Genomic DNA, 26546 nt, shown 5'->3' with positions numbered 1-26546 from the left:
GAGGGCGTTAACGAGAGGGTTTATTGAAGGTTCTGGTCAGATGTTCGCGCGCGTCAAACGGCTGGCAAGCTTAACCGATTATCAAAGGCGCGGGTAAGTCATTGACCTTGCGAGCCCCCGGCGATATCGACTCGCTGGGCAATTGGCGCGGTGGGCGGGAATCCGTATAGTGGCAGGCTACTCTCGCCAACTGATTGAACTCATGCTGCAAAATAACTCCGTGCTGGCTCAGCTCAAGCAACAGATTCGTGACACCACGCCGCGCGCCGAAGGCGTGATCAAGGGCACCGAGAAAGGCTTCGGCTTTCTCGAAACCGACGGCGGCGACTCCTACTTCGTGCCGCCCCCCGCCATGAAAAAGGTGATTCACGGCGACCGGGTCGAGGCGGTGATTCACGAAAACGGCGACAAGAAATCCGTCGAGCCGGAGAAGCTGCTCGAAGCCGGCCTCGACCGTTTCGTTGCGCGCGTGCAAAAGCGCGAAGACCGCCTAGCCGTGGTGCCGGACCACCCCTCGATTCGCAACGTCATCAAGTCGCGCATCAAAAACAGCCTCGACGAATCGAGCATCGATGACGGCGACTGGGTCGTGGCACGTCTGGTGCGCCACCCACTGAAAGAGAACGACCGCGGCTTTTTCGCCCAGATCGATGAGCTGGTGGCCAAGGCCGACAACCCGGCGGTGCCCTGGCGCGTGACGCTGGCCCGTCACGCGCTCGAGCAGGCAAGCCCGGAGGCCGGCAGCGACTGGCCGCTGCGTGAGGAAGGCCTTGAGCGTGAAGATCTGACCAATGAGCCCTTCTTCACCATCGACGGTGAAAAGACCAGGGATATGGACGATGCGCTGCGCATCACCACCCGCGACGACGGCGGCTGGGATTTGTCGGTGGCGATCGCCGACCCGACGGCCTACGTCGACGAAGAGCACGCCGCAGATCTGGAAGCGCGGGTGCGCGCCTTCACCGTTTATCTGCCGGGTCAGAACGTGACCATGCTGCCCGAGCAGCTTGCCGACGATCTCTGCTCGCTGTGGGAAGGTAAGACACGCCCGGCGCTGGCCTGCACGCTGACCGTCAACGCTGACGGAAGCCTGGGCGATTACCGCTTCTTCGCTGCCAACGTGCAGTCCCACGCCAAGCTTGCTTATGATCGGGTCTCCGATTGGATCGACGGTGAAGGCGACTGGGCCCCGGCGGATGACATCGCCGAGCAGCTCAAGGCGCTCCAGGCGCTGACCGAGGCGCGCACCGCCTGGCGTAACGCAAACGCGCTGGTGTTCAAGGATCGCCCGGACTACGTGTTCGAGCTCGATGAAGCGGGCAACGTGCTGGCGATCAACACCGAAGAGCGCCGCATCGCCAACCGCATGATCGAAGAGTCGATGATTGCCGCCAACGCCTGCTGCGCAGATTATCTGGCCGCCAACATCGGCCACGGCATCTTCAACGTGCACCGCGCGTTTGAGCCGGAAAAGGCCGAAGCCGCTCAGGAGTTCCTCGCCGGTCAGGAGATCGAAGTGGCCCTCGAGGCGCTGACTGAGCTCGACCACTACAAGGATCTCAAGCGCGCGCTCGAATCCCGCGACGACGCCTGGCTCGACGCCCGCCTGCGCCGTTTCCAGGGCTTTACCAGCATGTCCGCTCAGCCCGGCCCGCACTTCGGCCTGGGGCTGGCCGCCTACGCCACCTGGACCTCGCCGATTCGTAAGTACGGCGACATGGTCAACCACCGCTTGATCAAGCGCGTGTTGAAGGGCGAGCAGGCCCCGGCCGAGGCGAGCCAGGCACTGACCGAGCAGCTCACCGAGCGCCGCCGGCTGAACCGCATGGCCGAGCGTGACGTGAAAGACTGGCTCTACGTGCGCTTTTTGACTCCGGCGGCCCAGAACCAGGACGCGTTCGACGCCGAGATCATGGCGATCAACCGCGGCGGCATGCGCGTGCGCCTGCTGGCCAACGGCGCCACCGCCTTCGTGCCGGCGCCCTTGATGCACTCTGACCGCGACAAGGTCGTGATCGACGACAAGGAAGGCCGCATCCAGATCGAGAGCGAGGAGCGCTACAAGCTCGGCGACGCACTGCGCGTTCAGCTCGTCGAGGCCCGCGAAGAGACCCGCTCGCTGGTGGCCAAGCCCGCCGCCTAAACGGTGTTGAAACGCGAAAACGGCGGCGCCCCAGGGCGCCGCCGTTTTTTTATATCCTGACACTCGCCTCGTCGGGTCAGGTCGTTGCGTGGCGAGACGGCTTCGAAGCCGCCGGGTCGTTTTCTGCGTTGCTACGCTGGGCGAAGAAAAAGCGCAGCATTTCGCGGCTCGCCTCTATTCCTTTGGGGTCGGTATAGCTTCCCGCCGCGCTGCCCCCGGCCCAGGCGTGGCCGGCGCCGTGCAGCGTCCACTGCTCCAGCCTGGCCCCCCCTTGATCGTCGCGATATACCCGGCGCGTATAGCGCTGGCCGGCGCCGGACGCCCCCTGCTCGGTCGTGGCGCTAAGCCGGCTCGCGGCGTACTGGGCCACCACACGCTCGGCATTTTTTGGATGCACGGTGGTGTCGCGGTCGCCGTGGAAAACGATGGCCGGCACGCGGCACTCCTGCCGTTTGGTGACAGCGGTGGCGCCCTGCCCGCCCTGCATCGCGGCCAGCGCGTCCGGAAGGCTTTTGGCAACGCCGTGGGGCAGCCCCGAGTGCAAGCCTACAGCGGTGAATAGCTCCGGATAGATCATGGCCAGGGTGGTCGCCATGGCCGCGCCTGCGGACAGCCCGGCCACGAACACCCGCGAGCCGTCAAGATGATAGGCGTCCAAAACCTGGCGCGTCATGCCCGCCAGAAGCTCGGGCTCGCCGCCGTCGCGCGCCTGGTCCTGGGCCTTGAACCAGTTCCAGCACTTCGAGGTATTGGCGCTTGCCGGCTGGGCCGGGTAAAGCACGCAAAACGTCTGCTCTTCGGCCAATTGGTTCATGGCGGTGCCGGCGGCGAAGTCGTCCGGGTTTTGGGTGCAGCCGTGCAGCATGACCACCAGCGCCATCGGCTGACCCTGATAGCCGCTCGGCGTGTAGAGTTTGTAGTCACGTGCACCGACGCGGTTGGCGAAACGCCCGGCGGTGAAGGTGCCGGGGGTGGCCGGCGCCAGGTGTTCGGACGCATCGTCAGCACTCGTCGCGCCACCTTTCATACCGGCCCACTGCTGGCGCCAATCAAAGGCGTGGGGCTGGCGCGGTGCTTCGAACGGCTCGAAGATGCGCGCCTTCACCTCGCAGGTGCTATCAAACACGTTACCGGTTTCAGTCGACGCGGGCTCGGGGTCGTCGGCGCCAGGCGCGCCCCCTTGCAGCACCCGCATCGCCTCATCGAGCTTTCCGGCGCGGGTAAGCCGCGTCGCTTCTTGCATTCGCTGGGTACGGGTTGCGTCGATCATGATCGATACCTCAAGGATACATCAATGAATACATCAGTGAATGCGGCCTGACAGCGCCGCCTTGACCGCTTTGCTGGCATGCAGGGCGCCGAGCACCACGACGGACTCGATCGTCGCGGCGGCAAGCTCCGGGGTGACATCGTCGGCGATCGTCGCCATGCCGAGCACCTGGATCTGCAGGGTTTCACCCGCCGCCTGCAGCGCTTCCAGATCCGCCCGGCTGTAGTGCGTAAGCCCCAGCACGAAGGCCTTGCGCGACACGGTCTGCTTGACCACCTCGGCGTGGCTTGCCAGCTGGTTACGGATTGCCGTGCGGATCAGGTCGGTGCGATTGGAGTAAAAGCCCTCCTGAACCAGCAGATCGATCTGCCCCAAATCGACCACGCCCAGATTGATGGTGATTTTTTCGCTGGTGTCGCCGGTCTTGCGGCGCAGCTCGTGAACGCTCATAAAAAGCCCCTCTCCACGTTAAAGATGGCGATAGGAATCCATATACCATCCACATGGATGTTATATTAGGCTCAATCGAGCAATAAGCAAGATCTTTCGGTGTAACGGCGGTAATGAAAAGTGCTCGATGCGACAAGCGACACCGCTGTCGCATAACTGACTTGTTTTCTCGCTAGGCTAAGCGATCACTACCGCCGGCGGAGACGACCTTGCACATTGCCGACATCACCATGTTTCACGCCCCCGCCAGCGGCGGCGTGCGTACCTACCTGCAGGCCAAACACCGCGTACTGCAAGCGAGCGGCGTTCGCACTAGCCTACTGGTGCCCGGCGCCGAGCGAGACAGCCTGAGCGATCGCCATACACTGCCCGCGCTCAACCTGCCGCTGGGCCAAGGCTACCGCTTTCCGCTACGCCGGGGACCCTGGCGCGAAGCGCTCATCAACCTTGCACCGAACGTCATCGAAGCCGGCGACCCCTACGTGACCGCCTGGGCCGCGCTCGAGGCAGGCCAGCGTCTTGGCGTGCCGGTGGTGGGCTTCTACCACTCGGACCTGCCCCGGCTGATGGGCGACCGCTTCGGCCACCGCGTACAGCGCCGCCTGATTCGCTACGTGACCGATCTCTATAACCGTTTCGACAGCGTGCTCGCGCCCTGCCAGGCCATGGCGGACCGCCTTTGCGACTGGGGCGTCAGTGACGTGCGCGTTCAGTCGCTGGGCGTGGACCTCGAGCGCTTTCACCCGCGCCACGCCGACCCGGACCTGCGAACGCGCTACGGGATCGCCGAACACAAGCGGCTGCTGATTTTCGTCGGGCGCTTTTCGCGGGAGAAAAACATCGACGTGCTGCTCTCGACCATGAAGCACCTGGGCGATGAGTATCATCTTCTGCTGATGGGCCCGGGGATGCCGACGCGCGTGCCCGCCAACGTCACCAGCGTGAGCCGCTGCTGCGGCGCTTTCGAGGTGGCGGCGGCGCTGGCCGCCAGCGACGCGCTGCTGCACGCCGGCACGCGCGAGACGTTTGGGCTGATCGCCCAGGAAGCGATGGCCAGCGGCCTGCCGGTGGTTGGCGCGCGCGCCGGGGCGCTGATCGAGAACGTGCCGCTGGGTGGTGGCGTGTTATGCCCACCGCTCGACCCCGGCGCCATGGCCGACGCCTGCCGAGCACTGTTCGATAACGACATCGCGGCAAGCGGCCGCTACGCCCGCCACTTCGTCGAGCGCCGGTTTGGCTGGGAAAGCGTTATCCTCGATCTGCTTGGCCACTATCAAACGCTGACCGGCGAGCAACGTCATGCTCCTTCCCGCGCTCTCAGCCGCTAAGCCCGCCCGGCGCCTGCGTGTGCTGCCGGTGGTTTTGCTGCTGGCGGCCATCGTCGCGCCCCTGGTTTTGGTCCTGCTGGCCGGCGGGCGCGAAGCGCTTGTATACGCGAGGGCTTTTCCAACGAGCCTGCTGAGCCTCATGGTCGTCATTGCCGCGGTGTGCTGGAACATCAACGCCCTTCGGCTACGCCTGATGCTGGGTATTGCCACGCTGAATCAGCGCAGCGCGCTCGGTATCGAGCTTGCGGCCAAGTTCGCGCTTTGCGCCACGCCAGGCGGAAGCGGCGGCCCGGTCACGCTGCTGGCACTGCTTTCCAAGCGCGGCGTGCCGCCGGCCAAAGGCACCGCGGTGTTTTTGATCGACCAGGGCTGCGACTCGCTCTTTTTTCTGAGCATGCTGGGCGTGGCGGTCGCGGCCTCGCTCACCGGTGAGACGCGCTGGCCCCATCAGGGGCTGATCGAGGCCGCCCTGCTTGGCCTTGGCGTTTTGATCACGATCTTCGCGCTCGTGATCATCTATCTGCCGGAGCTTTTGCGTCTGCGCCCCAAAGCGAGGCCGCACGCTGCAGGGCGGCGCTGGCTCGCGCGGTGGCTACTGCGCGGCCGGCGGGCGCTGGTGATGACGCTGCGCCTGCCCAAACCCACACTTGCCGCCATTTTGCTGCTGACCGCGCTTCACTGGGTGCTGCGCTATAGTCTTCTGTTCATCGCGGTGATCGGCGTGGGTGGGCAAGCGGACTGGCTCTGGACGTTCATGGTTCAAATGCTGGCAATGGCGGCCAGTCAGCTCAGCTTTTTGCCCGGTGGCGCGGGTGCAGCGGAGCTGGGTGTGGGCACCCTGCTGCTGCCCTTGATGGATCATGAGCAGGTGGCGGCGGCGGTGCTGGTGTGGCGGCTTGTGAGCTATCATCTGTATCTTGCCGTAGGAGCGCCGGTATTTTTGCTGCTGGGCGCGCGCTGGCTCAAACGGGCTTAAACGAGTCTCGATAAAGAGCCAACGGCCAGACACTAAAAAGGGCACCCGAAGGTGCCCTTTTGACGTACGCGTGAACCGAGCGGCAACATTTACCAGCCGGTCGCTTCCTTCAGCGCGTCGCCGATTTCGGCCAGCGAGCGAACGGTTTTGACACCCGCCGCTTCGAGAGCGCCGAATTTGTCGTCCGCAGTGCCTTTACCGCCGGAGATGATCGCACCGGCGTGGCCCATGCGCTTACCGGGAGGCGCAGTCACGCCCGCGATGTAGGCAACGACCGGCTTGGAGACGTTGTCCTTGATGTAGGCCGCCGCTTCTTCTTCCGCGGTGCCGCCGATCTCGCCGATCATGACGATCGCTTCGGTTTTCGGGTCCTTCTCGAACATCTCGAGGATGTCGATGAAGTTGGAGCCCGGAATCGGGTCGCCGCCGATGCCCACACAGGTGGACTGGCCGAAGCCGTGATCGGTGGTCTGCTTGACCGCTTCATAGGTCAGCGTGCCCGAACGAGAGACGATGCCCACGCGGCCCGGCTGGTGGATGTGACCCGGCATGATGCCGATCTTGGTCTCACCGGGGGTGATGACACCGGGGCAGTTCGGGCCGATCAGGCGAACGCCGAGCTCGTCGCATTTTACTTTCGCGTCGAGCATATCAAGCGTTGCGATACCTTCGGTGATGCAGACGATCAGCTTGATACCGGCATTGGCGGCTTCAAGGATGGAATCCTTGCAGAATGCCGCGGGTACGTAGATGACGCTGGCTTCGGCGCCGGTTTCCTCGACCGCTTCGGCAACGGTGTTGAAAACCGGAAGACCCAAATGCGTTTGGCCGCCTTTACCCGGCGTTACACCGCCGACCATTTGCGTGCCGTAGGCAATCGCCTGTTCGGAGTGGAACGTGCCCTGGCCACCGGTGAACCCCTGGCAGATGACCTTGGTGTTCTTGTCGATCAGGATACTCATTACTTGCCCTCCGCTGCTTTGACGACCTGCTGAGCGGCGTCGCTCAGGCTGGTGGCAGCGATGATGTTCAAACCGCTGGAGGCCAGCTTCTCGGCACCCAGCTCGGCGTTGTTACCTTCCAGACGCACGACGACCGGTACGTTGACACCGACCTGCTCGACCGCACCGATGATGCCTTCCGCGATCATGTCGCAGCGCACGATGCCGCCGAAAATGTTGACCAGTACGGCTTTCACATTGTCGTCAGACAGGATGATCTTGAACGCTTCGGCTACGCGCTCTTTGGTCGCGCCGCCGCCAACGTCTAGGAAGTTGGCCGGCTTGCCGCCAGACAGGTTGACGATGTCCATGGTGCCCATCGCCAGGCCCGCGCCGTTGACCATGCAGCCGATGTTGCCGTCGAGCGCTACGTAGTTGAGCTCCCACTTGGCTGCATCCGCTTCGCGCTGGTCTTCCTGGCTCGGGTCACGCATTTCCTGCAGGTCCGGATGACGGTACAGCGCATTGCTGTCGAGGCCGAGTTTGGCGTCGAGGCAGTGCAGGTTACCTTCATCGGTAATGACCAGCGGGTTGATTTCCAGAAGCGCCAGATCCTTGTCGTGGAACAGCTTGGAAAGACCCAAGAAGATCTTGGTGAACTGCTTGATCTGGTCGCCTTTCAGGCCCAGTTTGAAAGCGAGGTCGCGCGCCTGGTAGGGCTGCGCGCCGACCAGCGGATCGATCTCGGCTTTCAGAATCTTTTCCGGCGTCTCTTCGGCGACGGTTTCAATGTCGACACCGCCTTCGGTGGACGCCATGAAGACGACGCGACGGCTGGTACGATCGACGACCGCGCCCAGATAGAGCTCGTCGGCGATGTCGGTGCAGTTCTCGACCAGAATCTTGGCAACCGGCTGACCTTTTTCGTCGGTCTGGTAGGTGACGAGATTCTTGCCCAGCCACTGCTCGGCGAACGCCTTGGCTTCTGCCGGGTCTTTGATCAGCTTGACGCCGCCCGCTTTACCGCGGCCGCCTGCGTGAACCTGAGCCTTGACGACCCACATTTCACCGCCGATTTTTTTGCACGCTTCTACCGCTTCTTCCGGCGTGTCCACGGCAAAGCCCTTGGATACCGGCAAGCCATAATCGGCAAACAGCTGTTTGCCCTGATACTCGTGAAGGTTCATCGATTCATGCCATTGGTTGCATGTGACTCGAACGATGGCCGATGCCGGGCACCGGCCATCCCCGTGCCTCGATCCGCAAACCGGTCGAGGCGTTGCGCCACCTTAGGGTGACGCCTGGTTATTACACATTCTGTATTACACAGCTTTATTAACGAGCGCTGTCACGGACTTACTTGCGCTTTTTGCGGTTCGCCATGTGAATGGCATGCCCGTCCACGGCCAGTGCGGCTTCGTGTACCGCTTCCGACATGGTGGGGTGGGCATAGCAGGTCAACGCCAGATCTTCAGCACTGGAGCCAAATTCCATCGCGATCACGGCCTGAGCGATCAGCTCGCCGGCGTGCTGGCCGACGATGTGTACGCCCAGAATGCGATCGGTTTCGGCGTCGGCGATCACCTTGGCGCTACCTTCGGTGGCGTTGTTCGCCATGGCGCGACCGCTGGCGGCAAACGGGAAGGTACCGGTCTTGACTTCGATGCCCTTGGACTTGGCATCCTGCTCGGTCAAGCCTACCCAAGCAACTTCCGGCGCGGTGTAGATGACACACGGAATGGCGTCGTAGTTCATCTCGGCTTTGTGGCCGGCGATGATGTCCGCCACCATGATGCCCTCTTCCGAGGCCTTGTGCGCCAGCATCTGGCCGCGAACGCAGTCGCCAATGGCGTAAACGCCCGGCACGTTGGTGCGGCACTGGTCGTCGACGAAGATGAAGCCGCGCTCGTCGAGTTCGATGCTGACGTCGTCGGCGATCACGCCCTTGGTGTAGGGGCGACGGCCGACGCAGACGATCAGCTTGTCGAAGGTGATTTCCTGCTCGCCGTCACCGTCGGTGTACTTGACGACGACTTCGTTGTCCTTCACTTCCGAGCCGGTGACGCGGGCGCCGAGTTTGATGTCCAAACCCTGCTTTTTCAGCAGTTTCTGGGTTTCCTTGGCGACGGTGGTGTCGACCATCGGCAGGAAGGAATCCATTGCTTCGAGCACGGTGACTTCAGAACCCAGACGGTTCCAAACGCTGCCAAGCTCAAGACCGATGACGCCGGCGCCGATCACGCCCAGACGCTTCGGCGCGTCCTTGAATTCGAGCGCGCCGGTGGAGTCGACGATCAGGTCGTCGGTCAGCGGCGTCGGCGGGATTTCGACCGGCACGGAGCCGGCGGCGATGACGATGTTGTCGGCTTCGTACTTGGTGGTGTTGCCGTCCAGGTCGGTGACTTCGACCTGGTTGTTGGCAACGACCTTACCGGTACCGTCGATCGCGGTGACGCCGTTGGCCTTGAACAGACCAGAGATGCCGCCGGTCAGGTTCTTAACGATCTTGTCCTTGCGGGCCATCATCTTGGTGACGTCCATGGAGACGTCGCTCGCCTGAATGCCCAGATCGTCGAAATCGTGCTTGGCTTCGACGTACTTGTGCGAGGCTTCCAGCAGCGCCTTGGACGGAATGCAGCCCACGTTCAGGCAGGTGCCGCCGTGAACCACGTTGCCTTCCTTGCCCTGCCACTTCTCGACACAGGCAACTTTCTGACCTAGCTGGGCGGCGCGAATGGCGGCTACGTAGCCACCGGGGCCGGCACCGATAACGATTACATCAAACTTGTCAGCCATGTTGGCTCCTTTCGCTTGGTGACCCTGAATGCGTGCGCTTCAATTGTGCCAATCGAAACACGAATCCGGGGCCTGGGGCGATAACTTGAAACACCTGAACGAAACGTCGGGGTTCGCCGCCGAGTTTCAACCCGGCGGCGCAAGACCTTATACGTCGAGCAGCAGACGCGCAGGGTCTTCGAGCAGCTCCTTGATGGTGACGAGGAACTGAACCGCGTCCTTACCGTCGATCATGCGGTGATCATAAGAGAGCGCCAGGTACATCATCGGGCGCACTTCGACCTTGCCGTTGACCGCCATCGGGCGCTCCTGGATCTTGTGCATACCCAGAATGGCCGTTTGCGGCGGGTTAATGATCGGCGTGGAAAGCAGCGAGCCGAAGATACCGCCGTTGGTGATGGTGAAGGTACCGCCCTGCATTTCGTCGATGCCGAGCTTGCCGTCGCGGGCGCGCTTGCCGAAGTCGACGATGCCTTTTTCGACATCGGCGATCTTCATGGCGTCGGTGTCGCGCAGGACCGGCACGACCAGACCGCGGTCGGTGGACACGGCCACGCCGATGTCCTGGTAGCCGTGGTAGACGATCTCGTCACCATCGATGGAGGCGTTGACGTCCGGGAAGCGTTTGAGCGCTTCAGACGCCGCCTTGACGAAGAAGCCCATGAAGCCGAGCTTGACGTCGTGCGCCTTCTGGAAGGTGTCCTTGTACTGCGCGCGCAGGTTCATCACCGCGCCCATGTCCACCTCGTTGTAGGTGGTCAGCATGGCGGCGGTCTGCTGTGCTTCGACCAGGCGCTTGGCGATGGTCTTGCGCAGACGCGTCATCGGCACACGCTTCTCGGCGCGCTCGCCTTCTGCGGCGGCCGGTGCAGCGGCTTTCTTGGCCGGTGCAGAGGACTTGGAAGACTTCTTGGCACTGCCGTCTTTCACGGCTTTCTGGACGTCTTCCTTCAGGATGCGGCCGCCCTTGCCAGTGCCTTCGATTTTCGACACGTCGAGATCGTTTTCGGCGATCATCTTGCGCGCCGCCGGGGCCACGATCTTGTCGCCCACTTTCTCGTCGGCGCCTTCATCGCTTTCGTTGTCAGAGGCTTTGTTGGCGCTATCGTCGGCCTTGCTGCCACTGTCGCCGCCTTCGCTACCGCCGCCTTCAGAGAAGATGGCCAGTACCGCTTCGGACTCGACCTGGCTGCCCTCTTCGGCCTTGATCTCGGCAAGCGCGCCGTCCGCAGGGGCGACGACTTCGAGCACGACCTTGTCGGTTTCGATGTCCGCCAGCACTTCGTCACGCTTCACGGCTTCGCCGACTTTCTTGTGCCAGGTGGCAACGGTGCCTTCCTGGACCGACTCCGGGAAGCTCGGCGCCTTGACGTCGTGCTGCTTGCCGCCGCCTGATTTCTCCTGCTTGGCGTCCTGTTTCTCGTCGCCGGTGTTTTTCTCTTGCTTCTCGCCGCCGTCGTCTTTCTCGGACTTCTCGGCTCTCTCTTCGCCGCCGCCGCTTGCTTCACCGATCTTGCCCAGCACCTGCTCGGACTCGACGGTGTCACCCTCTTCGGCCATCACGTCGGTCAACGTGCCTGCTTCCGGGGCCACGACTTCGAGCACGACCTTGTCGGTTTCGATCTCGACGATCAGCTCGTCGCGCTCGACGCTGTCACCCGGCTTCTTGTGCCAAGCGGCGACCGTGCCCTCGGCTACGGATTCCGGAAAGGTTGGCGCTTTGATATCAGTTGCCATGTCATTTCCCTTAATAGGTTCTCTAAACCCGGTGGCCGCTTATAGGTTAAAAGCGTCTTCCACCAGCTGGCGCTGCTGTTCAGTGTGAACGGACATGTAACCTGCCGCGGGTGCCGCAGAGGCCGGACGTCCAGCAAATTTCAACTCGCGGCCGAGGCCGTTTTTGAGCATGTCGGCGACGGTGCGCATGTGATGCTGGCTCGGGTACCAGGCGCCCTGGTTCATCGGCTCTTCCTGACACCAGACGACATCCTCGAGGTTCGGATACGTCTCCAGCACTTCGAGAAGCTCTTCCTTCGGGAAGGGGTAAAGCTGCTCGAGGCGAATGATCGCCGTGTCGTTACGCTCGTACTCGGCGCGCCAGTTGGCGAGATCGTAGTAGACCTTGCCGGCACACATGATGACCCGCGTCACTTCTTCCGCCGGGCGCTCGGCCTGGTCGGGCAGCACCATGTGGAATTTGCCCTGAGCCAGATCCTCGAGACTTGAGGTCGCATCCTTGTGGCGCAGAAGCGACTTCGGCGTCATGACGATCAGCGGTTTACGCAGCGGGCGGATGACCTGACGGCGCAGCAGATGGAAAATCTGCGCCGGCGTGGTCGGCACGCACACCTGCATGTTGTGCTCGGCGCACATTTGTAAAAAGCGCTCCAGGCGTGCCGAGGAGTGCTCGGGGCCCTGACCTTCATAGCCGTGCGGAAGCAGCATGGTCAGACCACAAAGCCGTCCCCACTTGGTCTCGCCGGAGGAGATGAACTGATCCACCACCACCTGGGCGCCGTTGAAGAAGTCGCCGAACTGCGCTTCCCAGATCACCAGATCGTTGGGTGCAGTGGTCGAGTAGCCGTATTCGAACGCCAGCACCGCCTCTTCCGAGAGGATGGAGTCGTGAATGGTGAAGCGCGGCTGACCGTCGGCGATGTTCTGCAGCGGAACGTAGGTGGTGCCGTCTTTCTGGTTGTGAATCACGGCGTGGCGGTGCGAGAAGGTACCGCGGCCCACGTCCTGACCGGTGATGCGGATCGGGTGGTGCTGATCCAGCAGCGTGGCGTAGGCAAGCGTCTCGGCGAAGCCCCAGTTCACGCCCATGCCGCCGGCCTGCATCTTGCGCCGGTCTTCGTAGATCTTGGCGACCTGGCGCTGTACGTCGACCCCATCCGGGATTTCACACATTTTCGCGGCCAGCTGCTGCAGGCGCTTCATGTCGACGGTGGTGTCGGCATCACCGGACCACTCATGGCCCAGGTACGGCGCCCAATCGACGAACAGCGACTTGTTGGGCTCCTGAACCAGGGCGTTGGCAACGTGATTACCGGCGACCAGATCGTCGCGGTATGTCTCGATCATTGCCTTGGCGTCCTCTTCCGAAAGCACGCCCTGCTCGACCAGCCGCTTGGCGTAGAGCGTACGCGAAGAGGCGTGGTCCTTGATCTTGGCGTACATCATCGGCTGGGTGCCGGAGGGCTCGTCCGCTTCGTTGTGACCACGACGGCGGTAGCACACCAGGTCGATCACCACGTCCTTTTTGAACTGCTGACGGTAATCGAGCGCCACCTGGGCTGCGTGGATCACCGCGTCCGGATCATCGCCGTTGACGTGGAAGATCGGCGCCTGAACCATCTTGGCGATGTCGGTGCAGTACTCCGTCGAGCGGGCGTCCAGGGGGTTCGAGGTGGTGAAACCGACCTGGTTGTTGATGACGATATGCACCGTACCACCGGTCTTATAGGCACGGGTCTGGGACATCTGGAATGTCTCCATGACCACGCCTTGGCCTGCAAAGGCCGCGTCGCCGTGTACGTTGATCGGCAGCACCTTGCTGCCGTCGGCGTCCTGACGACGATCCTGACGGGCGCGCACCGAGCCTTCGACCACCGGCGCCACGATCTCGAGGTGAGACGGGTTGAAAGACATCGCCAGATGCACTTCGCCGCCAGGTGACATGACGTTCGAGCTAAAGCCCTGGTGGTACTTGACGTCGCCCGAGCCGCGCTCGATGACCTTCTTGCCGTCGAACTCGTCGATCAGATCCGCCGGGTTCTTGCCCAGAATGTTGACCAGCAGGTTCAAGCGGCCACGGTGGGCCATGCCGATCACGACTTCCTTGGTGCCGTAGCCGCCAGCGCGCTGAATCAGCTCGTCCATCATCGGCACGAAGGTTTCGCCGCCTTCCAGACCGAAGCGCTTGGTGCCCGGGTACTTGGAAGCCAGGTAGTTTTCGAGGCCTTCCGCGGCGGTCAGGCGCTCGAGCACGTGCTTACGCACGTCTTCGCTGAACGTGGGCGCACTTCTGACCGATTCGAAACGGCGCTGGAGCCAGCGCTTCTCTTCGGTATCGACGATGTGCATGATCTCGCAGCCGATCGAGCGACAGTAGGTCTGCTCGAGCGCGTCGACGATGTCACGCAGCGGGGCCTTGTCGATGCCCAAAAAGAAGGAGCCGGTCTGAAATTCGGTATCGAGATCCGCTTTGGAAAGCTGATGAAAGGACAGATCAAGATCCGGAATGGGGGTAGGATTTCGCAGGCCAAGCGGGTCGATATTCGCCTTTTGATGACCGCGGAAGCGATACGCGTTGATCAACTGCAGGACTTTGACCTGCTTTTTGTTCTCACCGCTGTCGACCTGGGCCGCGCCCTGACCGGGCCGGCTTTCGCGGCCAAGCTGGTAGAACTGATCACGAATGGGGCTAAGCGGAACATCCTGGTAGGCACTGTCGTCGGACTCGCGCAGCTCTTTGAAATAGCGGCGCCACTCGTCGGGGACAGAATCGGGATCGTCGAGGTACTGCTCGTAAAGCGCTTCCACGTAGTGAACATTGCCGCCACTAACGTGAGAGGAACGCCACATCAACTCCATTATGCCTTGTTGCATCTCTCGGTCACCCTACACTGATGGGGTGGTATCGGTATCGCTGCACCATGCGGCGACATCGCTTGTGCCCTGCCGGCGGGGCGATTCAAAGACCGGCGGCACCGACCTGAGGCCGGAAACCTTCACGTGGCTCAATATCCAGCAATTCGCTGGCAGTTCATGCTCAAAAGCCGGTACAAGGGCACCGGCTTTTAAACGTGGCTGTTTGATACTGCGACGCAGCGTCGCACCACATGTCGTACTCTATGATAACAAGCGAAGCGCCGGGATTTAAGTAACTTTGTACGACAACCTGCACTTCACTTGTCTTTTTTCAAAAGATTAACGAGTTACGTGGCATCCGCCAGCAGCATTTCGCGAATCTTGCCGATCGCGCGGGTCGGGTTGAGCCCTTTGGGGCATACCGCCACGCAGTTCATGATGCCGCGGCAGCGGAACACGGAGAACGGATCTTCAAGATCGGTCAGACGCTCGCGGGTTGCGTTATCGCGGGTGTCCGCCAGGAAACGGTAGGACTGCAAGAGCCCCGCCGGACCAACGAACTTGTCCGGATTCCACCAAAACGACGGGCACGAGGTCGAGCAGCACGCGCACAGAATGCACTCGTACAGACCGTCGAGCTTGTCGCGGTCTTCCGGCGACTGCAGACGCTCGATGGCCGGCGCCGGGGTATCGTTTTGCAGGTACGGCTGGATACGCTCGTACTGCTTATAGAAGATACCCATATCCACGACCATGTCGCGGATGACCGGCAGACCCGGCAGCGGACGCAGCGTCAGCTTGCCGTTTTTGACCACGTCGGACAGCGGCGTGATGCACGCCAGTCCGTTTTTGCCGTTCATGTTCATGCCGTCGGAACCGCAAACGCCTTCGCGACAGCTGCGGCGAAACGCCAGGCCGCTGTCCTGCTCTTTCATCATGTGCAGAACGTCGAGCACCATCACGTCGCGACCCTTGGTGTCGACCTGGAACTCCTGCATGTAGGGTGCGGAGTCGGTTTCCGGGTTGTAACGGTATATCGATACCTGAAGATTGGACATTGTGACTCCCTCTCAGTACACAGACTGACTCAGTACGAAGATTAGTAGGTACGAACCTTCGGCTCGAAAGTATCAACGGTTTTCGGCTTGAAGTTGACGTCGCGCTGCTTCAGCTCTTTGGTGAGCGGGAAGTAGAGCGAGTGTTTCAGCCAGTTGACATCATCACGGTCAGGATAATCGTAGCGCGAGTGCGCACCACGGCTCTCTTTACGCTCGAGGGCAGCAATCGCCGTTGCTTCAGCCACTTCCATCAGGTTATCGAGCTCGAGCGCTTCAACGCGTGCGGTGTTGAAGGCATTAGACTTGTCGGGCAGGTGGGCGTTGGCAATACGCTTACGCAGCTCGGACAGCTTCTGTACGCCTTCCTGCATGTTGTCCTCTTTACGGAACACACCGAAAGAGTTCTGCATGATGCCCTGAAGCTCGGCCTTGAGCTCGGGAATGCTTTCGCCACCTTCGGACTCGTTCCAGCGGGTGATGCGCTTCATCGCGGTTTCGATGTCGGACTCGGAGGCGTCCAGGTACTCGATACCTTCGTTGAGCGCGCCTTCGATGAACATGCCCGCCGCGCGGCCGAATACCACGAGATCCAGAAGCGAGTTGCCGCCCAAGCGGTTGGCGCCGTGAACCGATACGCAGGCCGCTTCGCCGCAGGCAAACAGACCGTTGATGATCTGATCTTCGCCGGACTCGTTTTGCATGATGGCCTGACCGTGAACGTTGGTCGGGATACCGCCCATCATGTAGTGGCAGGTCGGCACGACCGGGATCGGGTCCTTGGCCGGGTCAACGTGAGCGAAGGTCTTCGAGAGTTCGACGATACCCGGCAGACGCTTGCCCAGTACCTCTTCACCCAAGTGGTCGAGCTTCAGGAAGACGTGGTCACCCTCGTCGCCACAGCCGCGGCCTTCGAGGATTTCCATGACCATGGAGCGGGCAACGACGTCGCGGCCGGCCAGGTCCTTGGCGTTGGGCGCGTAACGCTCCATGAAGCGCTCGCCATCCTTGTTGATGAGGTAGCCACCCTCGCCGCGGCACCCTTCGGTGACCAGCGTACCGGCACCGTAGATACCGGTCGGGTGGAACTGCCACATTTCCATGTCCTGCATGGGGAAGCCGGCGCGCAGCGCCATGCCGATACCGTCGCCGGTATTGATCAGGGCATTGGTGGTCGACGCGTAGATACGACCCGCGCCGCCGGTGGCGAGCACCGTGGCTTTGGATTTGACGTGAACTACTTCGCCGGTCTCGATGCACATGGCGATACAGCCCACGACGTCACCGCTGGCGTTCTTGACCAGATCGACCGCGTACCACTCGTTCAAGAACGTGGTGTTGTTCTTGAGGTTGTTCTGGTAAAGCGTGTGCAGCAGCGCATGGCCGGTACGGTCGGCGGCGGCGCAGGTACGCGCGGCCTGACCACCTTCACCGAAGTTCTTCGACTGGCCGCCGAAGGGGCGCTGGTAGATACGGCCGTTATCGAAGCGCGAGAACGGAAGACCCATGTGCTCGAGCTCGAACACCGCTTTCGGGCCTTCGGAACACATGTACTCGGCTGCGTCCTGGTCGGCGATATAGTCGCCGCCCTTGACGGTGTCGTACATGTGCCAGCGCCAATCGTCATCCGGGTCGGATGAGGCGATCGCGCAGGTAATGCCGCCCTGAGCCGATACGGTGTGCGAACGGGTCGGAAACACTTTAGAGAGAACCGCTGTCTTCTTGCCGGACTTGGCAAGTTCCAGAGCAGCGCGCAGGCCAGAGCCACCGCCACCGATGATGATGGCGTCAAACGTCAGGCTACGAAGGTTAGACATGGATTAAGCTCCCCACAGAATTTGAATGCCCCAGACCAGGTAAACGAAGATGGCCAGAATGATGAGCGCCTGGGCACCGACACGCAGACGAGTGGACTTGAGGTAGTCAGTGGTGACTGTCCAAAGGCCAATCCAGGCGTGAGCGGCGATAGAAATGAAGGCCAACAGCGAGAAGATCCGCATCCAGATCTGGTTGAAAAGCCCGCTCCAGGTGTAATAGTCGAGATCGGGGTTGAACAGCAGGTAGCCCACGATGAACAGCGTATAAAGCGCAAGTATCACGGCGGATACGCGCTGCATGAGCCAGTCGGAGAGTCCGCTACGACCGAAACTCGTAATATTGGTTACCATACCCAAACTCCTGCCAAGATGATGAGAACTGCGCTGACGACAACGGTGATTTGCGCTTTTTGAACGCTACCTTCCAGGGTGACACCGATATCGGCATCCATCAGCAGGTGTTTGATACCCGCCACGAAGTGAAAGGCCAGCGCAGATAGCAGCCCCCAGGCAACGAATTTGGCGAGAATGTTGGTGGCCAGCGCGTCGCGTACGGCATCGAAACCGGCCGGTGAAGAGAGGGATTCCCCCAGTGCCCAGAAGGCAAAGATCAGACCGACGAACAGGATGACACCCGTAATACGGTGTGTGATCGACGTCAGTGCCGGCAGAGGAAAATGGATTGTCGAAAGGTCCAGGTTTACGGGTCGTTTGCTATTCACGGCGTTATACACACTCTTTTGGCCCACTCTGCGAAGGTTCGGGCTAACCCCGAGCGGGCAGTGGTTGCTGGAAGGGGCTCGGCCGTTGCCAAGTCGCATCCGACTAACTCGAGGTCGGTCGCGCGCGGTGGATTATAAGAACCTTCGCCCCGGCTTACAAACCGAACGCAGGTCTAACTCGACTGTGACTACAAAAAATTGCCACCAGGTAGAGTCGATTTTGCGTTGCAGCATGACTATAGTATTCGATAGACCGCTAGCTTCATAAGCCTGTTAACCGCTTTATTCTAGTACGTCTGAAGAATAATTTCTTCACCAGCCTCTTAAAATTAGACAAAAGCACGACCAGATAATAGCTTTTGTACAATTACGGCGACTATTAAGGCTAATTGACAAAAAGTCGCACGCTTCTATAGTAGGCGAGCCTTTTCGCCGGCGCGGTAAGCGAAACAACGACTTTACGTCCCAAACCGAATTCGAAAGGAGGCCTTCATGGCTGACAGGAAAGCGACCTTGACGGTAGACGGTCTTGACCCGATCGAGCTACCTATTTATTCCGGCACGCTGGGCCCCGATGTCGTAGACGTCCGTGGTCTGGGTGGCGAAGGCCTGTTTACCTACGACCCTGGCTTCATGTCCACCTCTTCCTGCCAATCCGCGATCACCTATATCGATGGCGGCCAGGGCATGCTGCTGCATCGCGGCTACCCGATCGACCAGCTAGCCAAAGAGTCCAATTTCGTAGAGGTTTGCTACACCCTGCTGTTCGGCGAACTGCCGACTGAAGAGCAGTACGCGGATTTCGAAACCCGCATTCGTAACCACACCATGGTTCACGATCAGATCAACAATTTCTTCAAGGGTTTCCGCCGCGACGCGCACCCGATGTCGATTTTGTGTGGCGTCGTAGGCGGTCTTGCCGCGTTCTACCATGACCACATGGACATCACCCAGCAGGAAGATCGTGAAATCAGCGCCATTCGCCTGATCGCGAAGATGCCTACGCTTGCCGCGATGTCACACAAGTACAACGTCGGCCAGCCGTTCAACTACCCGCGCAACGACCTGAGCTATGCAGAGAACTTCCTCTACATGATGTTCAGCAACCCGTGCGAGGAGTACAAGATCAACCCGGTTTACGCCAAGGCGATGGATCGCATCTTCATGCTCCACGCTGACCACGAGCAGAACGCCTCTACCTCTACGGTGCGTTTGGCAGGCTCGACCGGCGCCAATCCGTTTGCCTGCATCAGCGCCGGCATCGCAGCGCTTTGGGGCCCGGCTCACGGCGGCGCCAACGAAGCGGTACTGGCGATGCTCGACGAGATCGGCGACGACTCGGAAGAGAACATCCAGCGCTTCGTCGATAAGGCGAAAGACAAGGAAGACCCGTTCAAGTTGATGGGCTTTGGCCACCGCGTCTACCGTAACTTCGACCCGCGCGCCAAGGTAATGAAAGAGAGCTGCGACGAAGTATTGGCCGAGCTCGGCATGGCCGACGACCCGCAGCTCAAGATTGCCAAGCGCCTTGAGCAGATCGCGCTGGAAGATGAATACTTCATCGAGCGCAAGCTCTACCCGAACGTCGACTTCTACTCCGGCATCATCCTGAAGGCGATGGGCATTCCGACCAATATGTTCACCGTGATCTTTGCCGTGTCACGCACCATCGGCTGGATCTCGCACTGGAATGAAATGCTCAGCGAGAGCTACAAGATCGGCCGTCCGCGCCAGCTTTACACCGGCCACGACAAGCGCGACTACCCCACCAAAAAGTAACGCGCCACCGCTCTTGAGTGGGTCGCTCTTGAGTGGATTGTTCTTGAGTGCATCGTGCACAAGTGAACCGTGCACAATCAAAAGGCCGCCTCCGGGCGGCCTTTTTGCGTCAGGACAAAGACGCGCGTAATCCCGCACTCCTTGAGCGTCACGCTGTGCACGCTGCAGCGCCCTTCCCGGCTTCTATATAGTACTGATCCATAGCCACTGATAGTACGCTGTAAGCAAGCACGCTGACGGCTTAAGGCGCTTTTCAAAGCCGTTCACACCCCGCGCCCAACAAGTGATCATCGCAAGCCAAAAGTCGGCCCAGCGCTGCCTATTCGAGCGCTAAAAAGTCGGCGATTTCGACCATTTTTGCCTTGACAATTTTCCAACACGGTAAGGAAATTGCGTTTTCCACACTATCTGTGGATAACCCTGTTTACAACCATCATAAAACGTCCCGAAATCGCCATGAACAGTGGCTTTTCTTTAAATTGGTTACTTTTTGACCTAAACTAAGTTATTGATTTAATTAAACTAATCTTAAATCGCTGATTTTTTGGGCAGTTGGACAGCTCTTGTGCACAACCCGCCCTACGGAACAGATCAAGTGGACAAGTCAAGCCCAAAAAGGCAAAAAATGGCTTAAAACGCGGGGTTTAAACGACAAAAATTCTCGCTAACCCATGTTAAGGGTGCGATATAAAAAGAAGTCAAAAATGGTGTTTCTGGAGGAAGGATCGTGGCGTCCCATAGGGGGTTCGAACCCCTGTTACCGCCGTGAAAGGGCGGTGTCCTGGACCACTAGACGAATGGGACGTGTAATCACAAACTTGCGGTGGTGGAGCCTAGCGGGATCGAACCGCTGACCTCGACACTGCCAGTGTCGCGCTCTCCCAGCTGAGCTAAGGCCCCACGTGTCGTGAAGACGATGCGTATAGTACTGATTAGCCTCGCCTTCGTCAACCAGAAAAGCGGCGAATTCACGCTTGGTCTAGAGCACGGCCCGCCCGTTTCGCGGGCCGTGGCTAACAAGCGAGCGCCTAGAGCGCGCGAAACTCTTTTTCGAAGCGTTTCGCCTGCTTTTTGGAGACCCCACCGAGCACGTCGATGGCGTGGCGAAGCCGCGCACGGGTCACGTCAGAGCCCAGAATCGCCATGGCGTCCATGACCGAGGTGCTCGCGCTCGAGCCGGTGATAGCAATGAACACCGGCGCTAAAAACGCCTTCATCTTGAGATCGAAGGCGCCGGCCAGCGTCTGAACTTCGGCCAGAAGCGCCTCCTTGTTCCAGGCCGGCACCGTTTCGAATCGCCACACCAGAAACTGCAGAAGCTTGACCAGCTCTTCGCGCTCGAGCTTCACGCTCTCGAAGTCGGCTTCCGTGATGGCGGGCAGCCCGGAGAAGAAGTGGCCGGCTAGCGGCGCGACCTGGGAGAGCGTTTCCACCCGGGTGCGCACCTGGGGCAGAATCTGGCGCACGTACTCTTCGTTGAACGCCCATTCTTTGAGCGCCTTGAGCAGCGCGTCATCGTCCATGTCTTCACGGATATAGACGCCGTTGAGCCAGGTGAGCTTTTCGAGATCGAACACCGGCCCGCCAAGCGATACCCGCTGAATATCGAAGGCGTCCATCATTTCCTGGAGGCTGAACTTCTCGCGCTCGTCGGGCATCGACCAGCCCATACGGCCCAGGTAATTGGTCACGGCCTGGGGCAAAAAGCCCATGCGGCGATAGTAGTTGATCGAGGTCGGGTTCTTGCGCTTGGACAGCTTCGACTTGTCCGGATTACGCAAAAGCGGCATGTGGCAAAGCGCCGGCATGTCCCAACCGAAGTACTCATAAAGAAGCTTGTGCTTGGGCGCGGAGTTGATCCACTCCTCGCCGCGCAGCACGTGAGTGATCCCCATCAGGTGATCATCCACCACGTTGGCCATGTGGTAGGTCGGCATGCCGTCGGACTTGACCAGAATCTGCGCATCCACCTGGGCCCAGTCGACCTCGATGCGACCGCGCAGCATATCCTCGACCACGCACACGCCTTCGACGGGAACGTTCATGCGCACGACAAACGGCCAGTTCTCGGCTTCGCGGCGCGCCTGCTCGGCGTCATCCAGCGCCAGGTCCGCCGGTTTGAGCGCCAGCTGCAGGCCGGCTTCCTTACGCGCCTCGCGAAGCTCGTCGAGCTCTTCGCTAGTACGGTAGCACTTGAAAGCATGGCCGGCGTCGAGCAGCTTCTGGGCATGCTCGGCGTAAATGTCGCCGCGCTCGCTTTGCCGATACGGGCCGTGCGGGCCGCCTACGTCCGGGCCTTCGTCCCACTCGATGCCCAGCCAGCGCAGCGAGTCCAGAATCATCTGCTCGGATTCCGCCGTCGAGCGCACCCTGTCGGTGTCCTCTATACGCAAAATGAATTCGCCGCCGAGCTTTCGCGCAAAGCACAGATTGAACAGCGCGATATACGCCGTGCCGACGTGGGGGTCTCCCGTAGGAGAAGGCGCTATACGCGTGCGTACGGTCATTCAGATATCCTTTTAACATCGAGCGTGGGCGCCATTATACGCGCCCAATGATCATCAAACAGCCTATCGATGGAACATCCTGGCCGGATTGACGTCCTAACAAAAGTTGCCAGGGATATAGCAGCTGTTTCCGGAGGGTCTTTGCTATTTTGGGCACACTGCCTATGATGCATGACCGTGCTGATGCAACGGCTCGTTGCATCAGCAGGAACAGGCTGACCATTGGCATCAATGGAAGTAAATCAAACGCGTTTGTTTGGCTCATCGATGGGAAAATAAAATGGAATCGCTTGGATCACGTATTAAACAGCTCAGGCAACGGGTGAAGCTAAACAAAGCTGCCCTTGCCCGAAAAGTTGGCGTGTCGGATGTAACGATATCGTACTGGGAGTCGGGGGCGATCAAGCAGATCGGTCACGAACGCCTAGTGGCGCTGGCCGACGCACTGGAGTGTTCGCTGGCCACGCTGCTCGAGGGTGACAGCGCGCCGCCGTTACTGACACTATCGCACCAGGGCCCCCTTCCCTGGGAGCAAGTGCAGGCGACGATGCTCACGCCGCCGGCTCACCTGCCGCTTAAAATTGATTGGAAAGCGCCCTGCGTGATGACCACGCCCGGTGCCAAAACGGATTTCGCTCCCGCCTCCCCGGGCGATCTTCTGTTGCTTGGCCCGACGCACGTGTTCCACAAGGCCGGGCATTATCTGGTCAAGCGTGACGATCAATTCCAGCTCGTGCATTTTGCCAAAACGCCGAGCGGTGAAGAGATCCACGCCGTTGTTATCGCTCACTGGTGTCCTGCCTAAAGCACCCTATTCACTCTTCAATCACGTCCACCTGGTCACGCGTACGTCTTGGCTCACTCCCCACCAAGAAGCGCCGTGAGTAGGTGGCTACCTGCCCCAGTCCGTGGCGAGTTTGGGTAACGAGCTCGCCTGACAGGTACTCGCCTTCACGACCGATCACATTTTGGACGGCCTGAGGCTGAACACTGCCCTCGCTCGACTGCACCTGTACGAGGTACCCGCCGTCCGGCAGCCCGCTTCCCGAGCCAAACGGCCCGGCCGTAAACTGGCCGTCGCTGATTGTCGTGCGCGACTGCCAGCGCACGCTACTGATTTCACGCTCCACGATCACCTGAACGCGCGTGCCGTCCGGCAGGTTGGACGTACCTTCGACGGTTAAACGCCGATCGCTTCTCAACCCGGCGTGCAGCGAAAATTCGACATCGATCAGCGCGCGCTCGGGTTCGCTCGCCACGTCCTCGACCACCGCGTCGCTGGGCACTTCCTCGACCACCCGCGGCGCTTCATCCATCTGTTCGTTACAGCCGGAAAGCCATAGAAGACTCACCGCTACCGCCGCGATACCACCGCGTGCTTTCAACATACCCGCACCTCTCAACGAACCCGACCTCTACGCTATACCATTAAAGGTGGCGGCGCGTCATTAGCAGTCGCTTTCCAACCAGCGGTATTCGCTCAGCGTTTGCGCGGTGTAGCCGTGGGAATGGGTTTTTAGCTCGCTGGTGACCGCGGAGGGGCTATCGAACGTCAGCGTATCGACAGAGCGCATAGCGCTGTCGTTTGCACCACAGCCCACCGACACCTTCGCCCCACCGTTGCGGTAGTCGATCTCGACATCGTCACAGGAGAGCTGACCCCAAATCGCTTGTACCATGCCCTGCGGGCTCTGCGCCTGCTCCGGCGTCAGGCACAAGGTCTCGGTTGCGCTAGAGACCGGCGCATCACCTTCAGCGCGTGGCAGGTTGAACGTCGTCATGTCGACACGCCACAACCCGGGTTGAAAATCGTCCCGCGCCCACAGCGTGCAGGGCAGAAAAAGGGCTAACAAAGCCAATGAATGAATACGAGGCATAGCGTTCTCTTGATGGCATGGTGAAGACCGAGCATAGAAGATTAGACAAGAACTTGAATACTCTTTTCAGTGACCTAGCCGATCATCACCGGATACTTTCCTTGGATTAATACCGCTGACTCAATGTGATTTCCCACACTATGCCGCCCGGAGAGCATATTAAACGGGCGGCAGATAATTGAGCGAATTGTGGGAACGTACATGATTGTAATGGTCTTGCCGCGCCGCTATCTCTGCTCTTGCCTCAACTATCGTCGTGAAGCATTGACGATTCAGACATGCGTTCGCAAACTGTCTGTGGGCAAGCCGTGCACTTCTTGACGATAGCATCAGCGTTGCAATCTTTTTGCTTCTTCGCCGTAGGCAATCACACCCACGTCATCCGTTTAGCACCGCGCCTGTCCTACCACCATCCCGTTGAACTGCTCGGCATTAATGCCACCCTCGCCGTCTACCACTAGCTAATCGATAACTAGTCGAAGCTGAAAGATTTCAGGGAATTGGCGGACTCATTTTCAGCATCAGTTTCATCCTCTATACAAAACAGCAGCACCTCATAGCTATCGCCAGCTCCCTCGGTGCAGTAGCTCATCGTTCGCGCATCAATCGATTCGGCTTCATCGCGCAGCTGATTGTAGGATTTTTGCTCCTGCTCAATGCAGAAATTGAAAATATCGTGGCTACCGCCAGAAATTTCTTTGCAAATGGCCTCAACTTCAAAGCGCGGTATATCGGCAGCTATTGCCAGGCTTGATAGCGCTAGCGTAGATAACGCGAGTACGGTTTTAATGACCATCGTTTCCCCTGTATCGGTCCACACAGTTATTTACAGCACCTGCCCCGTATTTATCAAATAACGTTCCAGCACTTCTACTGCTGAGTATCGAGAAGGCCATGCCCGTCCACTTGGCGTGTGCTTAGGTTGAGCCCGGCGAGATCCTCTGTACGCCTCCAGCTACGAGCTATTCGGCTATATGCCCTACAGGGTGCGAAGCATTCTTGAGCAGGAAACTGCCAAAGTTGAATCCTACTAGATCGACGAGATGTTCGTACTATACACAGGTGCCCTGTTCTACCAAGCCCAGCGCGGTGCTTAGAAGCTTAGCACGCAAAAAAGCCTCGCCCGCGCCGTGCTGGTGTTTCTCAAAACCGGCCGATTCCGACAGGACCAGCCCCAGTAATCCCCCAGCCCGGTGGTGGAGCTCGAACGCGCCACCCAGTACACCCGAAAGATCCTTCACATGGCCAGCACAGCGCTGCAGAATATCTACCGGCCGAAGTACGCATATAAGATGCTCGACCTCACCGATCAGCACCGCCAGCAGCTCAGCCTGATGCACACCCCGCAAACGGAAGAGGAACGCCAGCACAGCCAGCAGCTCATGACCATCATGGATGCGCTGAACGAGAAGATGGGTAAGGGAACGGTGCGGCTGGGGCTACCGGAGAAGAATGCGCCGTGGCACCTGCGGTGTGCGCGTCGCAGCCCGCGGTATACGACCCAATGGGGGGAGTTGATGCGCGCTTATACGGACAACAGTGCAATAAAGAACGGCTGAAGAGCATGCTAAACAAAATTAATCAAGGTAATGCGTAACGTATAGAATTAATATTCCGGTCGTGAATTGCTAAAACCGACTCTTTTTCACTATTATATAAAATCACGTAATCACCTAGTTTCCCTAGCGACTTCAACTTACAGGCCTTACAATAAGCTAAAGAAACAATAGGAGATTGGTAGCTTTCATCAAGCATTCGCTAAAAATCTTGTTTAGCACTATGAGCTGGCCAAATAGTTAAAATGTAAAATCCAGCCACGAAAGTGGCTGAATAAACTATTGCTTCTTGCGCGCTAGAAAAATACTTTTCAAACCATGGGCAAAATGTAAAGAATATTGGTATTAAGAGTATACTCATGGAAAATAAAGGCATTACGAATTCATGCAAAACAGCATGACCTCGATTAAGCAAAATAAAGAAACTGACTACCGAAACAGCCACTGAAAGCAAAAAATAAAGCTTGGGATATTTTACCTCTTTTCTATCATTCCTTTTAAGATAAGAAAAATAAGCAAAGATAAGAAAAGCAAGTACGCAGACAAAGATCACAACATTAGTGGCTTGTGAAAAAACGATATCGCCATACGTCATATAACCTTGAACATTAATACCAAACTGACGCCAGTAAATATAAGAAAAAGAAAAAGAAAATATTTGGAGATAGAAAAAAAGGTAAATTAAAAACCCTTTAAGATTATTGATATTTTTCAATATAAATATCTCTCATAATAA

Annotated in this window: 23 protein-coding genes and 2 tRNA genes; 6 read left to right on the top strand and 19 right to left on the bottom strand. The window is 59.3% G+C overall.

What is annotated here, in order from left to right; translation table 11 throughout:
- Nucleotides 1-202 precede the first annotated feature (202 nt).
- Nucleotides 203-2143, top strand: a complete 1941-nt coding sequence (locus tag ACGLWX_RS08655) for an exoribonuclease II (protein WP_396239434.1) — start codon at nucleotides 203-205, stop codon at nucleotides 2141-2143.
- A 76-nt stretch (nucleotides 2144-2219) separates the two neighbouring features.
- Here the strand turns inward: ACGLWX_RS08655 and ACGLWX_RS08650 are convergent, their stop codons facing one another.
- Together ACGLWX_RS08650 and ACGLWX_RS08645 are read right to left on the bottom strand one after the other, a co-directional pair.
- Nucleotides 2220-3413, bottom strand: a complete 1194-nt coding sequence (locus ACGLWX_RS08650) for an alpha/beta hydrolase family esterase (protein WP_396238990.1) — start codon at nucleotides 3411-3413, stop codon at nucleotides 2220-2222.
- Between the two features lie 33 nt (nucleotides 3414-3446).
- Nucleotides 3447-3863, bottom strand: coding sequence for a CopG family transcriptional regulator (locus ACGLWX_RS08645; RefSeq protein WP_252106682.1), 417 nt, complete (start codon nucleotides 3861-3863; stop codon nucleotides 3447-3449).
- Nucleotides 3864-4072: 209 nt separating this feature from the next.
- Here ACGLWX_RS08645 and ACGLWX_RS08640 point away from each other — a divergent pair, with 209 nt between their 5' ends.
- Together ACGLWX_RS08640 and ACGLWX_RS08635 are read left to right on the top strand one after the other, a co-directional pair.
- Complete coding sequence (locus tag ACGLWX_RS08640; RefSeq protein WP_396238988.1) at nucleotides 4073-5191, top strand: glycosyltransferase; 1119 nt, start codon at nucleotides 4073-4075, stop codon at nucleotides 5189-5191.
- Nucleotides 5163-6167, top strand: a complete 1005-nt coding sequence (locus ACGLWX_RS08635) for a YbhN family protein (protein WP_396238986.1) — start codon at nucleotides 5163-5165, stop codon at nucleotides 6165-6167. Before ACGLWX_RS08640 ends, ACGLWX_RS08635 begins: the two co-directional genes overlap by 29 nt.
- An 89-nt stretch (nucleotides 6168-6256) precedes the next feature.
- On the opposite strand, the gene sucD is transcribed toward ACGLWX_RS08635, so the two are convergent.
- From sucD to sdhC, 9 genes are all read right to left on the bottom strand, one after another.
- A complete protein-coding gene (sucD, locus tag ACGLWX_RS08630; RefSeq protein WP_396238984.1) occupies nucleotides 6257-7129 on the bottom strand; it encodes a succinate--CoA ligase subunit alpha in 873 nt (290 codons plus the stop codon).
- Nucleotides 7129-8295, bottom strand: coding sequence for an ADP-forming succinate--CoA ligase subunit beta (gene sucC / locus ACGLWX_RS08625; RefSeq protein WP_396238982.1), 1167 nt, complete (start codon nucleotides 8293-8295; stop codon nucleotides 7129-7131). Before sucC ends, sucD begins: the two co-directional genes overlap by 1 nt.
- A gap of 169 nt (nucleotides 8296-8464) precedes the next feature.
- Complete coding sequence (gene lpdA / locus ACGLWX_RS08620) at nucleotides 8465-9904, bottom strand: dihydrolipoyl dehydrogenase (RefSeq protein WP_396238980.1); 1440 nt, start codon at nucleotides 9902-9904, stop codon at nucleotides 8465-8467.
- A gap of 147 nt (nucleotides 9905-10051) precedes the next feature.
- Entirely contained in the window at nucleotides 10052-11641 is a 1590-nt protein-coding gene (gene odhB / locus ACGLWX_RS08615) for a 2-oxoglutarate dehydrogenase complex dihydrolipoyllysine-residue succinyltransferase (RefSeq protein ID WP_396238978.1), read from the bottom strand.
- Nucleotides 11642-11680: 39 nt separating this feature from the next.
- Nucleotides 11681-14515 (bottom strand): 2-oxoglutarate dehydrogenase E1 component, encoded by a 2835-nt coding sequence (locus tag ACGLWX_RS08610; protein WP_396238976.1) that lies wholly within the window; start codon nucleotides 14513-14515, stop codon nucleotides 11681-11683.
- 329 nt (nucleotides 14516-14844) lie between these two features.
- Nucleotides 14845-15555: a succinate dehydrogenase iron-sulfur subunit gene (locus ACGLWX_RS08605; protein WP_252106674.1), complete on the bottom strand. Its 711-nt coding sequence runs from the start codon at nucleotides 15553-15555 to the stop codon at nucleotides 14845-14847.
- 41 nt (nucleotides 15556-15596) lie between these two features.
- Nucleotides 15597-17369: a succinate dehydrogenase flavoprotein subunit gene (gene sdhA, locus ACGLWX_RS08600; protein WP_396238975.1), complete on the bottom strand. Its 1773-nt coding sequence runs from the start codon at nucleotides 17367-17369 to the stop codon at nucleotides 15597-15599.
- Nucleotides 17370-17372: 3 nt separating this feature from the next.
- Nucleotides 17373-17720 (bottom strand): succinate dehydrogenase, hydrophobic membrane anchor protein, encoded by a 348-nt coding sequence (sdhD, locus tag ACGLWX_RS08595; protein ID WP_252106672.1) that lies wholly within the window; start codon nucleotides 17718-17720, stop codon nucleotides 17373-17375.
- A complete protein-coding gene (gene sdhC, locus ACGLWX_RS08590; RefSeq protein ID WP_252106671.1) occupies nucleotides 17714-18091 on the bottom strand; it encodes a succinate dehydrogenase, cytochrome b556 subunit in 378 nt (125 codons plus the stop codon). The genes sdhD and sdhC overlap by 7 nt, the downstream gene beginning before the upstream one ends.
- A 492-nt stretch (nucleotides 18092-18583) precedes the next feature.
- On the opposite strand from sdhC, the gene gltA reads away from it, so the two are divergent.
- Nucleotides 18584-19870 carry a citrate synthase gene (gene gltA / locus ACGLWX_RS08585; protein ID WP_252106670.1) on the top strand — a complete coding sequence of 429 codons (1287 nt, stop codon included), beginning with the start codon at nucleotides 18584-18586 and terminating at the stop codon, nucleotides 19868-19870.
- Nucleotides 19871-20598: 728 nt separating this feature from the next.
- Here gltA and ACGLWX_RS08580 read toward each other — a convergent pair.
- From ACGLWX_RS08580 to gltX, 3 genes are all read right to left on the bottom strand, one after another.
- Nucleotides 20599-20674: transfer RNA gene (locus tag ACGLWX_RS08580), tRNA-Glu, on the bottom strand.
- 20 nt (nucleotides 20675-20694) lie between these two features.
- Nucleotides 20695-20770, bottom strand: a tRNA-Ala gene (locus ACGLWX_RS08575).
- 128 nt (nucleotides 20771-20898) lie between these two features.
- On the bottom strand, nucleotides 20899-22377 hold the full coding sequence (gene gltX / locus ACGLWX_RS08570) for a glutamate--tRNA ligase (RefSeq protein WP_396238974.1): 1479 nt from the start codon (nucleotides 22375-22377) through the stop codon (nucleotides 20899-20901).
- Nucleotides 22378-22657: 280 nt separating this feature from the next.
- Between gltX and ACGLWX_RS08565 the strand changes: the two genes are divergently transcribed.
- Nucleotides 22658-23182: a helix-turn-helix domain-containing protein gene (locus ACGLWX_RS08565; protein ID WP_396238973.1), complete on the top strand. Its 525-nt coding sequence runs from the start codon at nucleotides 22658-22660 to the stop codon at nucleotides 23180-23182.
- Nucleotides 23183-23192: 10 nt separating this feature from the next.
- On the opposite strand, the gene ACGLWX_RS08560 is transcribed toward ACGLWX_RS08565, so the two are convergent.
- The 4 genes from ACGLWX_RS08560 to ACGLWX_RS08545 form a co-directional block, all read right to left on the bottom strand.
- Nucleotides 23193-23765, bottom strand: coding sequence for a hypothetical protein (locus tag ACGLWX_RS08560; RefSeq protein ID WP_396238972.1), 573 nt, complete (start codon nucleotides 23763-23765; stop codon nucleotides 23193-23195).
- A 60-nt stretch (nucleotides 23766-23825) separates the two neighbouring features.
- On the bottom strand, nucleotides 23826-24254 hold the full coding sequence (locus tag ACGLWX_RS08555; RefSeq protein ID WP_396238970.1) for a DUF3617 domain-containing protein: 429 nt from the start codon (nucleotides 24252-24254) through the stop codon (nucleotides 23826-23828).
- A gap of 159 nt (nucleotides 24255-24413) precedes the next feature.
- Nucleotides 24414-24584 (bottom strand): integrase core domain-containing protein, encoded by a 171-nt coding sequence (locus tag ACGLWX_RS08550; RefSeq protein WP_396238968.1) that lies wholly within the window; start codon nucleotides 24582-24584, stop codon nucleotides 24414-24416.
- 142 nt (nucleotides 24585-24726) lie between these two features.
- A complete protein-coding gene (locus ACGLWX_RS08545; protein ID WP_396238966.1) occupies nucleotides 24727-25050 on the bottom strand; it encodes a hypothetical protein in 324 nt (107 codons plus the stop codon).
- Between the two features lie 445 nt (nucleotides 25051-25495).
- Here ACGLWX_RS08545 and ACGLWX_RS08540 point away from each other — a divergent pair, with 445 nt between their 5' ends.
- Nucleotides 25496-25813 (top strand): DUF4113 domain-containing protein, encoded by a 318-nt coding sequence (locus tag ACGLWX_RS08540; protein WP_396238964.1) that lies wholly within the window; start codon nucleotides 25496-25498, stop codon nucleotides 25811-25813.
- 199 nt (nucleotides 25814-26012) lie between these two features.
- Here ACGLWX_RS08540 and ACGLWX_RS08535 read toward each other — a convergent pair whose 3' ends face one another.
- Entirely contained in the window at nucleotides 26013-26525 is a 513-nt protein-coding gene (locus tag ACGLWX_RS08535) for a hypothetical protein (protein ID WP_396238962.1), read from the bottom strand.
- Nucleotides 26526-26546: the final 21 nt, after the last annotated feature.

The organism is Halomonas sp. HMF6819, assembly GCF_044335525.1.
GTDB lineage: Bacteria > Pseudomonadota > Gammaproteobacteria > Pseudomonadales > Halomonadaceae > Vreelandella.
This window is presented reverse-complemented; position numbering and strand designations above follow the sequence as displayed.

What these genes read in the sequence shown, in the direction of transcription:
- ACGLWX_RS08655 (WP_396239434.1), top strand. Translation starts at nt 203, where the DNA reads ATGCTGCAAAATAACTCCGTGCTGGCTCAGCTCAAGCAACAGATTCGT.
- ACGLWX_RS08650 (WP_396238990.1), bottom strand. Translation starts at nt 3,413, where the DNA reads ATGATCGACGCAACCCGTACCCAGCGAATGCAAGAAGCGACGCGGCTT.
- ACGLWX_RS08645 (WP_252106682.1), bottom strand. Translation starts at nt 3,863, where the DNA reads ATGAGCGTTCACGAGCTGCGCCGCAAGACCGGCGACACCAGCGAAAAA.
- ACGLWX_RS08635 (WP_396238986.1), top strand. Translation starts at nt 5,163, where the DNA reads ATGCTCCTTCCCGCGCTCTCAGCCGCTAAGCCCGCCCGGCGCCTGCGT.
- sucD (WP_396238984.1), bottom strand. Translation starts at nt 7,129, where the DNA reads ATGAGTATCCTGATCGACAAGAACACCAAGGTCATCTGCCAGGGGTTC.
- sucC (WP_396238982.1), bottom strand. Translation starts at nt 8,295, where the DNA reads ATGAACCTTCACGAGTATCAGGGCAAACAGCTGTTTGCCGATTATGGC.
- lpdA (WP_396238980.1), bottom strand. Translation starts at nt 9,904, where the DNA reads ATGGCTGACAAGTTTGATGTAATCGTTATCGGTGCCGGCCCCGGTGGC.
- odhB (WP_396238978.1), bottom strand. Translation starts at nt 11,641, where the DNA reads ATGGCAACTGATATCAAAGCGCCAACCTTTCCGGAATCCGTAGCCGAG.
- ACGLWX_RS08610 (WP_396238976.1), bottom strand. Translation starts at nt 14,515, where the DNA reads ATGCAACAAGGCATAATGGAGTTGATGTGGCGTTCCTCTCACGTTAGT.
- ACGLWX_RS08605 (WP_252106674.1), bottom strand. Translation starts at nt 15,555, where the DNA reads ATGTCCAATCTTCAGGTATCGATATACCGTTACAACCCGGAAACCGAC.
- sdhA (WP_396238975.1), bottom strand. Translation starts at nt 17,369, where the DNA reads ATGTCTAACCTTCGTAGCCTGACGTTTGACGCCATCATCATCGGTGGC.
- sdhD (WP_252106672.1), bottom strand. Translation starts at nt 17,720, where the DNA reads ATGGTAACCAATATTACGAGTTTCGGTCGTAGCGGACTCTCCGACTGG.
- gltA (WP_252106670.1), top strand. Translation starts at nt 18,584, where the DNA reads ATGGCTGACAGGAAAGCGACCTTGACGGTAGACGGTCTTGACCCGATC.
- gltX (WP_396238974.1), bottom strand. Translation starts at nt 22,377, where the DNA reads ATGACCGTACGCACGCGTATAGCGCCTTCTCCTACGGGAGACCCCCAC.
- ACGLWX_RS08565 (WP_396238973.1), top strand. Translation starts at nt 22,658, where the DNA reads ATGGAATCGCTTGGATCACGTATTAAACAGCTCAGGCAACGGGTGAAG.
- ACGLWX_RS08560 (WP_396238972.1), bottom strand. Translation starts at nt 23,765, where the DNA reads ATGTTGAAAGCACGCGGTGGTATCGCGGCGGTAGCGGTGAGTCTTCTA.
- ACGLWX_RS08555 (WP_396238970.1), bottom strand. Translation starts at nt 24,254, where the DNA reads ATGCCTCGTATTCATTCATTGGCTTTGTTAGCCCTTTTTCTGCCCTGC.
- ACGLWX_RS08550 (WP_396238968.1), bottom strand. Translation starts at nt 24,584, where the DNA reads ATGCTATCGTCAAGAAGTGCACGGCTTGCCCACAGACAGTTTGCGAAC.
- ACGLWX_RS08545 (WP_396238966.1), bottom strand. Translation starts at nt 25,050, where the DNA reads ATGGTCATTAAAACCGTACTCGCGTTATCTACGCTAGCGCTATCAAGC.
- ACGLWX_RS08540 (WP_396238964.1), top strand. Translation starts at nt 25,496, where the DNA reads ATGGCCAGCACAGCGCTGCAGAATATCTACCGGCCGAAGTACGCATAT.